6 protein-coding genes and 2 pseudogenes are annotated in these 7,506 nt (G+C 68.2%); 6 read left to right on the top strand and 2 right to left on the bottom strand.

Going from position 1 to position 7,506, the window contains the following annotated elements; translation table 11 throughout:
- A pseudogene (locus tag J7E68_RS14315) lies at positions 1–431 on the bottom strand (isochorismate synthase); the annotation flags it as partial.
- Positions 432–490: 59 nt separating this feature from the next.
- Here J7E68_RS14315 and J7E68_RS14310 point away from each other — a divergent pair.
- The 6 genes and pseudogenes from J7E68_RS14310 to J7E68_RS14285 all read left to right on the top strand — a co-directional run bounded on the left by J7E68_RS14310 (position 491) and on the right by J7E68_RS14285 (position 6,441).
- A complete protein-coding gene (locus J7E68_RS14310; RefSeq protein ID WP_215173644.1) occupies positions 491–1,054 on the top strand; it encodes a hypothetical protein in 564 nt (187 codons plus the stop codon).
- Positions 1,051–1,770: a class I SAM-dependent methyltransferase gene (locus J7E68_RS14305; RefSeq protein ID WP_215173642.1), complete on the top strand. Its 720-nt coding sequence runs from the start codon at positions 1,051–1,053 to the stop codon at positions 1,768–1,770. The genes J7E68_RS14310 and J7E68_RS14305 overlap by 4 nt, the downstream gene beginning before the upstream one ends.
- 45 nt (positions 1,771–1,815) lie before the next feature.
- Complete coding sequence (locus tag J7E68_RS14300) at positions 1,816–2,877, top strand: polyprenyl synthetase family protein (protein WP_215173640.1); 1,062 nt, start codon at positions 1,816–1,818, stop codon at positions 2,875–2,877.
- A gap of 58 nt (positions 2,878–2,935) precedes the next feature.
- A pseudogene (locus tag J7E68_RS14295) lies at positions 2,936–4,310 on the top strand (FAD-dependent oxidoreductase).
- Positions 4,311–4,373: 63 nt separating this feature from the next.
- Positions 4,374–5,405, top strand: a complete 1,032-nt coding sequence (locus J7E68_RS14290; RefSeq protein ID WP_215173638.1) for a hypothetical protein — start codon at positions 4,374–4,376, stop codon at positions 5,403–5,405.
- Between the two features lie 28 nt (positions 5,406–5,433).
- A complete protein-coding gene (locus J7E68_RS14285) occupies positions 5,434–6,441 on the top strand; it encodes an alpha/beta hydrolase (protein ID WP_215173636.1) in 1,008 nt (335 codons plus the stop codon).
- 6 nt (positions 6,442–6,447) lie between these two features.
- Here J7E68_RS14285 and J7E68_RS14280 read toward each other — a convergent pair whose 3' ends face one another.
- On the bottom strand, positions 6,448–7,080 hold the full coding sequence (locus tag J7E68_RS14280; protein WP_215173633.1) for a GntR family transcriptional regulator: 633 nt from the start codon (positions 7,078–7,080) through the stop codon (positions 6,448–6,450).
- Positions 7,081–7,506: the final 426 nt, after the last annotated feature.

Genomic DNA, 7,506 nt, shown 5'->3' with positions numbered 1-7,506 from the left:
TACGGACGGGTGTCGGCACCCGCCTGCAGCTCGGCCGACTCGTGAGCAGCGGCTGCGCGACCGATGCGCGTGAGCCAGGTGCGCCCGCGGTGCCGTCCGATCATGAGCGACGGCACGATCAGCACGCTGTCGGCGGCGGAGTCCTCGTCGAAGGTCAGTGCGCCGAAGGCGACCAGGCCGGAGCCGGGAAGTCGGAGCGCGTCATCGACGTCGGCATCCTGCGCGAGCGTTCGCCACGCATCGGCGATCGCGTCCGAGCGCAGCGGGGCGCTCCCCGCAGACACCCGGATGGTCTCGACGACATCGTCGCCCACGGCGACGATCCCGTCTCCGCGACGCAGCCAGGCGAGCGGTCGTGCCGGATCGGCATAGGCCAGGAGATCCTCGACCGGATCGATCTCACGGGTCTCCACGACCAGCCTGCTGCTCACCCCTCCAGCCTAGTTCGTCGGTCATGGGGAAGGTCTCACGCGGCGCCTACGCTGAGTCAATGAACGATGCGCGTCCCACCCCCGGCACCGAGATGATCTTCCAGTGGCGCAAATGGGACGGCTCCACGCACTGGCGGCACGAGTGCGTGTATCTCGGCGCCGACGAGTGGGGCGACTGGATCGGGCAGCCGACCGGCTGGCCCAGCGAACGCCCCAGTGCGGCGTTCATCGCCGCCACGCCGAACGTCACGCTCGTGCCGCGTCAGACCGACTTCGCACTGACGGTCAACCGCGACCACCCCCAGGGGATGCGGATCTACATCGACATCGGCTGGGATGTGCGCTGGTCCGACGATCCGCTGCTCGCGGTCGGCATCGACATGGACCTCGATGTCGTGCGGGTCGAGGGGGAGCGCGGCACGTGGGTAGACGACCGCGACGAGTGGGCCGAGCACAGTGCGCAGTTCGGGTATCCCGCCGACGTCATGAGCAGACTCGAGGCGCTTGCGCTCGATCTCGAGCAGCGGGTGCGCGCCCAGGTCGCGCCCTTCGACGATGCCACCCCCGATCTGTGGCTCGACCGCCTCGATGCGCTGCACCTCGCGCCTAGACTGGACTCGTGACCTCGAACGAAGCAAACCGCGCCGACCTCGGCAAGGACCCCGCCCGCGTCAGCGGCATGTTCGACCAGGTCGCCGCAGGCTACGACCGCACGAACACGGCGATGACGGTCGGCAACGACGCGCTCTGGCGTGCGGCCACCACGCGCGCCGTCGCCCCGAAGCCGGGCGAGAAGATCCTCGACCTCGGTGCGGGCACCGCCTCGTCGTCGGCATCCCTCGCCCGAAGCGGAGCCGAGGTCGTCGCTGCGGACTTCTCGCCGGGCATGCTCGCCGAGGGCCAGCGCCGCCACGGCCGCATCCGCAACCTCTCGTTCGTGCAGGCGGATGCCACCGATCTGCCGTTCGCAGACGGCGAGTTCGACGCGGTCACGATGTCGTATGCGCTGCGCAACGTCAACGATCCGAAGAAGGCGCTGCGCGAGCTGCTGCGCGTCACGAAGCCCGGCGGGCGTCTGGTGATCAACGAGTTCTCCACCCCGCCCGGGGCGCTCTTCCGTGCCGGATACCGGTTCTACAACTCGCAGGTGCTGCCGCGGGTGGCCCGCGTCGCCGGCACGAACGGCGATGCCTACGACTATCTGAACGAGTCCATCCGCGACTGGCCCGACCAGAAGAAGCTCGCAGCCTGGATCCGCGAGGCCGGGTGGACCGAGGTCGAGTACCGCAACCTCTCGTTCGGTATCGTGGCGCTGCACCGGGCGTTCAAGCCCGCGTGAGCACTGCGCGCGAACCCGTACGTCTGACGAAGGTAGGCTGAGCACGTGACTTCGAGCCGCGTAGCCCCGGGTTCGCGACTGGCGAGCCGTCTCGGTTTCAGCGACCGTATCTTCATCGGCACCGCCGGGCGACGCATCGCTCAGGCGATCGAAGACGGCCTCGAGCTCGTCGAGACGGGCCTTGCCGACGACGTGCGCGTCGCCGATCCCCTGGCTGACGCCGCGAGCCGGTATCTCTACGAGGCCGGGGGCAAGCGCATCCGCCCCGTGCTCACGTTGCTCGCCGCGCAGCTCGGAGACGGCAACACCGACCGGGTGATCGATGTCGCGAAGGCGCTCGAGATCACGCATCTCGGCTCGCTCTATCACGACGACGTCATGGACGGCGCCGACCGCCGACGGGGTGTGCCCGCGGCACAGACCGTCTGGGGCAACAACATCGCCATCCTCACGGGCGACATCCTGTTCTCGCGTGCGAGCCAGCTGATGTCGCGTCTGGGGGAGCGGGCCATCCGCCTGCAGGCCGACACCTTCGAGCGGCTCGTCCTGGGCCAGATGCACGAGACGATCGGCGCCCAGCCGGGCGATGACCCCATCGAGTTCTACATCCAGGTGCTCGCCGACAAGACCGGTTCCCTGATCGCCGCGGCGACGCAGGGCGGAGTGATCTTCTCGAACGCCCCGACGGAATACGAGGAACCGCTGCGGGTGTACGGCGAGAAGATCGGCGTGGCGTTCCAGCTGCTCGACGACGTGATCGACCTCTCCGCCAATCCGGAAGACACCGGAAAGGTGCCGGGCACCGACCTGCGCGCCGGCGTGCCGACCATGCCGTATCTGCTGCTCAAGGCAGAGACCGACGACGCCTCGATCGACCTCGCGACCCGCATCGACGACGGCGTCACCCGCATCGCCGAGGGCGCGGATCCTGCGATCCTCGACGGTCCGCTCACCGAGCTGCGCGATCACGTCGGCACCTCGAAGACTCTCGCGCTCGCGCACTCCTGGACGCAGGATGCGATCGACGCGCTGGCTGCGCTTCCGCGCGGCACCGTGCGCGACGCGCTCACCCGTTTCGCAGAGACCCTCGTCGAACGCTCCAGCTGACTCACCGGCGGCCACGGCCGCGGGAGTCGGGCGTGACGGCATACGAAAGGACCCCCTTATGACCAAGCTCAGACTGGCCATCGTCGGAGCGGGCCCCGCCGGCATCTACGCCGCCGACATCCTGCTGAAGGCCGAGCGCAAGTTCGACGTCTCGATCGACCTCTTCGAGCAGCTGCCCGCGCCGTACGGTCTCGTGCGCTACGGCGTCGCCCCCGATCACCCGCGCATCAAGGGCATCATCAACGCACTCCGCGACGTGCTCGACCGCGGTGACATCCGCCTGTTCGGCCACCGTGCGCTTCGGCGAGGACATCACCCTCGATGACCTCAAGAAGCACTACAACGCCGTGATCTTCGCCACCGGTGCGATCCGCGACACCACACTCGAGATCCCGGGCATCGACGCCGTGGCCTCGTACGGGGCCGCCGACTACGTCAGCTGGTTCGACGGTCACCCCGACGTTCCCCGCGAGTGGCCGCTCGATGCCGCGTCGGTGGGCGTGCTGGGCAACGGCAACGTCGCTCTCGACGTCGCGCGCATGCTGGCGAAGCACGCCGAAGACCTGCTGGTCACCGAAGTCCCCGAGAACGTCTACGAGGGACTCGCGGCGAGCGAGGTCACCGACGTGCACGTGTTCGGCCGCCGCGGACCCGCTCAGGTGAAGTTCACCCCGCTCGAGCTGCGCGAACTCGGCGAGCTCCGCGACGTCGACATGGTCGTGTACGACGAGGACTTCGACTACGACGAGGCGTCGAGAGATGCCGTCGCCAGCAACAAGCAGGTGATGGTCATCGACCGGATCCTGCAGTCCTGGCGCAAGCGCGACTCGGTGAACAACGCCGGCGGCTCCGCGTCGCGTCGTCTGCACCTGCACTTCTGGGCGCGTCCCGTCGAGGTCCGCAAGGACGACGCCGGCCGCGTCGCCGCACTCGTCTACGAGCGCACGAAGCCCGACGGACAGGGCGGTGCCGTGGGCACCGGAGAGATGCGCGAGGTTCCACTGCAGGCGCTCTACCGTGCGATCGGCTACTTCGGCTCGCCGCTTCCCGGGGTGCCGTTCGACAAGAAGCACGGCGTGATCCCGAACCGCGAGGGTCAGGTGCTCGCGAAGGATTCGAACCAGCAGATGACCGGCATCTACGCGACCGGATGGATCAAGCGCGGCCCCGTGGGCCTGATCGGCCACACGAAGTCCGACGCGATGGAGACTGTGCGGCACATCATCAACGACCAGGGCTCGTGGTGGCACCCGGAGGATCCCTCCGAAGAGGCGATCCCGGCGCTGCTGCACGAGCGCGGTGTGCGCTGGACCGACCTCGACGGCTGGCACCGACTCGACGAGCACGAGGTCGCTCTCGGGCAGCCGCACGAGCGCGCCCGCGTCAAGGTCGTGCCGCGAGACGAGATGGTGCGCGTCTCCCGCGGGGAGTGAGTGTCACCGGATCGTTGTCGGCGGGTGACGCGTAGGGGGAGTGTTCGTCCCTAGGCTGAGCGCATGCGACTGCGCTCTCTGATCGTGCTCGGCACGGCCGCTCTGCTCCTCGTCAGCGGATGCGCCGCCGAGCCGACGCCGAAGCCCACACGCACTCCGTCGGCGTCTCCGTCGGCGTCGCCGACACCGACTCCCGAGCCGATCGTCGCGCCCGAAGCGGCCTTCGACCTGACGTGCGACGACGTCGCGACCGAGATGGCGGTGCTTCTCGGCGAGCTGTCGACCCCGGTCGAGCCGGTGATGTCGGTGATCTCGTCGATGAGCTGGCTGCCCGGACCCGCGCAGCACATGTTCCAGCGGGCGGGAGGCATCGCATGCTCCGCCGGTGCCGGCGAGGAGTACTGGGAGGTGACGATCGTCCCCGGCGCGCAGGCGGTGATCGACGGGGCGACCGAGCGCCAGGGGTGGTCGGGCGAGCGCGCGGACTGCGGCGAGGGAAGCTGCTACTTCGAGCTGCCCGACGCCGATGTGCTGCTCTCGGCATCCATTCGTGACTCTGCGCTGAGCGCCGATGACACCGCTCGCATCGACGAGGCGCTTCGGCGTCTCGCCGCCACGGCAGCCGCCACCGTGCACGACATCGAGTACATCGACAGCGACCTCGCCGGGGCGCGGTGCGAACGGTTCGTCACGCCGCAGGAGGTCGCTGAGATCACGAACGCAGAGACGGTGCTCATCCAGGAGTTCGGCGGCTGGGGCATCCCCGCCGAGGTGTATCACGTGGTCGACGGAGCACGACTCTGCAGCTATTCATCCTCTCAAGACCCCTACAGCGCGGAGACGTTCGTGATGATCACGTTCCTGCCGGCAGGCGCGTGGGCGTACGACCCCCTCGCGGGTGAGGCGGTCGAGGTCGTGGGCGCGGATGAGGCGATCACCGGCACGGATCAGCAGGGTCGCCCCGTGCTGGATCTGCGCATCGGCGCCGACTGGGTGCGACTGACGACGTACGAGGATGCGCGCGCCCAGGCGCTTCACCCGCTCGCCGAGAAGGTCGTGCGCAACCTCACGGTCGGACACACCGCTCCCGAGTAGTCGCGAACCGGTCGGCTAGCCTGGCCGCATGGCTGACTGGAGACCTGATGTCCTCGGCGACGAGTTCGAGCAGCTCACGCTCGAGCTCGCCGATGACGACGAGGGCCCTGTCGTCGCCACCCTCGTCAGGGCGCTGCCGCGCGAGCGGACGTGGTGGGATCGCCTGCGTGCGCGCCCGCATCCGCTGGCGGACGTGGATGTGCTCTACGTGCACGGATGGTCGGACTACTTCTTCCAGAAGCGACTCGCGCGGTTCTGGACCGCGAGGGGAGCGCGCTTCTTCGCCCTCGATCTCCGCAAGTACGGGCGCAGCCTGCGCGATGGCCAGACTCCCGGATACATCACAGACCTCGCGACCTACGACGAAGACATCGCCGCAGCTCTCGATGCCATGGGTCGTGGTGCCGATCGCGGGGCATCCGCTCGTCGCCTCGTGCTCCTCGGGCACTCGACCGGCGGTCTGACACTCAGCCTCTGGGCGTCGAGGCATCCGGATGCCGCGGCCGCGGTGATCCTGAACAGCCCGTGGCTGGAGTTCCAGGTCGCCTCGGCGCGGCCGCTGATCGCCCCGGTCGCCGAGCTGCAGGCGCGATGGGCACCTCGAGAGGTCGCCCCTCAGGTCGATCTCGGCTTCTACACCCGCGCACAGCAGGAGGTCGCCGATCCCGACGACCCCGTCGAGGTGAACCTCCTCTGGCGCCCGGCGCAGACCATGGCGGTGCACGCGGGGTGGTTCCACGCGATCCTGTCGGGGCACGCAGCGGTCTCTGCCGGACTCTCGGTCGACGCACCGGTGTGCGTGCTGCTCTCCGCACGCTCGGCGACGCCGACACGGTGGTCGGAGGATCTCACCCGAGCGGACTCCGTGCTCGTCGTGGATGACATCGCCCGCGCATCACTGAAGCTCGGCCCGTCGGTCACCGTCGAGCGCATCGACGGCGCACTGCACGACGTCTTCCTCTCTCGCCACGAGGCGAGAGAGGAAGCGTATCGTCGCCTCGACCGGTGGGTCAGAGGATGGACGGCAGCGCGCTGACAGCGGTCAGACGTAGTGCATCCGACGGGCGAGCTGCTCGGCGTCATCGGCATCTCCGCGCAGCACCGCGTCGCGGAAGTCCCGATAGACATCGAGCATCCGCCCGCGGTCGTCTTCGGGCACGCGCCACCCGCGAAGGTTGCGGAACAGCGCCATGCTCGCGTCGTTGATCAGCACCTGGTGCTGGACGTTGCGACTGCGGTCGCTGAGAAACGAGAACACGGCCCACCGCGTCTGCGAGATCGTCACGTCGTCGTGCGCCGTGTACATCTCTTCGACGAGTGCCGCGAGGTCCTCGCGTTCATGCGGTGACATTCGGGCGACGCCCATACGCGCCGCCATCCCGGCCTGATACCCCGCGAATTCGAGCGTCTGCTCCACGGTCTCCGGTGTCACCGCGGTGACCTCGGTATATCTGCTCGGATACATCGTCACGAGCCCGAGGCGCTCGAGGCGCTGTAACGCCTCTCGCACCGGAGTCCGTGACACATGCAGCTCTTCAGCGACGTCGACATCGCGGATGCGATGCCCTGGCTCCAGTACACCGTCGACGATCTGTGCGCCGATGTGCTGGAAGACCTCCTCCGCTAAGAGCTGCTTGCTTTCTCGAATACTCGTCATCGAGTTGTTGGTGTTCATGGACTGCCCCCAGTTGCTTTCCAGATCCGGGCTCCCCATGATGTGCCCGGACGGCCACTACATCACGAAGTGGATCGTGATGCCAATAATCCACAGACGAGTTTTCCGACGAGCGCGAGGACGCTCGCCGGGCTGCGTCGTCGCGGGTTCGATACGGGTGTTTCTGTGGCCGGCGAGTGTTGGGAGACTCGCCGGCCACAGACGATGGCGTGCACGGAGCTGAACTGCGCCCAGTCCCCACAAGGCGGGAACCGCGATCCGCGAAGCGCGGAACCGTGGTTCGGCAGCGCGTCATGCATCGCAGCATCGTCTGTCGCATCGGGACGCGACAGATTCCAGTCTCCGACACCTCGACCCATATATCGGAATGGGATCAGCGGGTACGACGAAGGGGGCGGATGCTCGGCATCCGCCCCCTTCGTCGTG

Source organism: Microbacterium sp. ISL-103 (assembly GCF_018613995.1).
Taxonomy (GTDB): domain Bacteria; phylum Actinomycetota; class Actinomycetes; order Actinomycetales; family Microbacteriaceae; genus Microbacterium.
This window is presented reverse-complemented; position numbering and strand designations above follow the sequence as displayed.

Bases quoted from the DNA above. Each gene is read 5' to 3' on its own strand.
- J7E68_RS14310 (WP_215173644.1), top strand. From the start codon at position 491: ATGAACGATGCGCGTCCCACCCCCGGCACCGAGATGATCTTCCAGTGG.
- J7E68_RS14285 (WP_215173636.1), top strand. From the start codon at position 5,434: ATGGCTGACTGGAGACCTGATGTCCTCGGCGACGAGTTCGAGCAGCTC.
- J7E68_RS14290 (WP_215173638.1), top strand. From the start codon at position 4,374: ATGCGACTGCGCTCTCTGATCGTGCTCGGCACGGCCGCTCTGCTCCTC.
- J7E68_RS14280 (WP_215173633.1), bottom strand. From the start codon at position 7,080: ATGAACACCAACAACTCGATGACGAGTATTCGAGAAAGCAAGCAGCTC.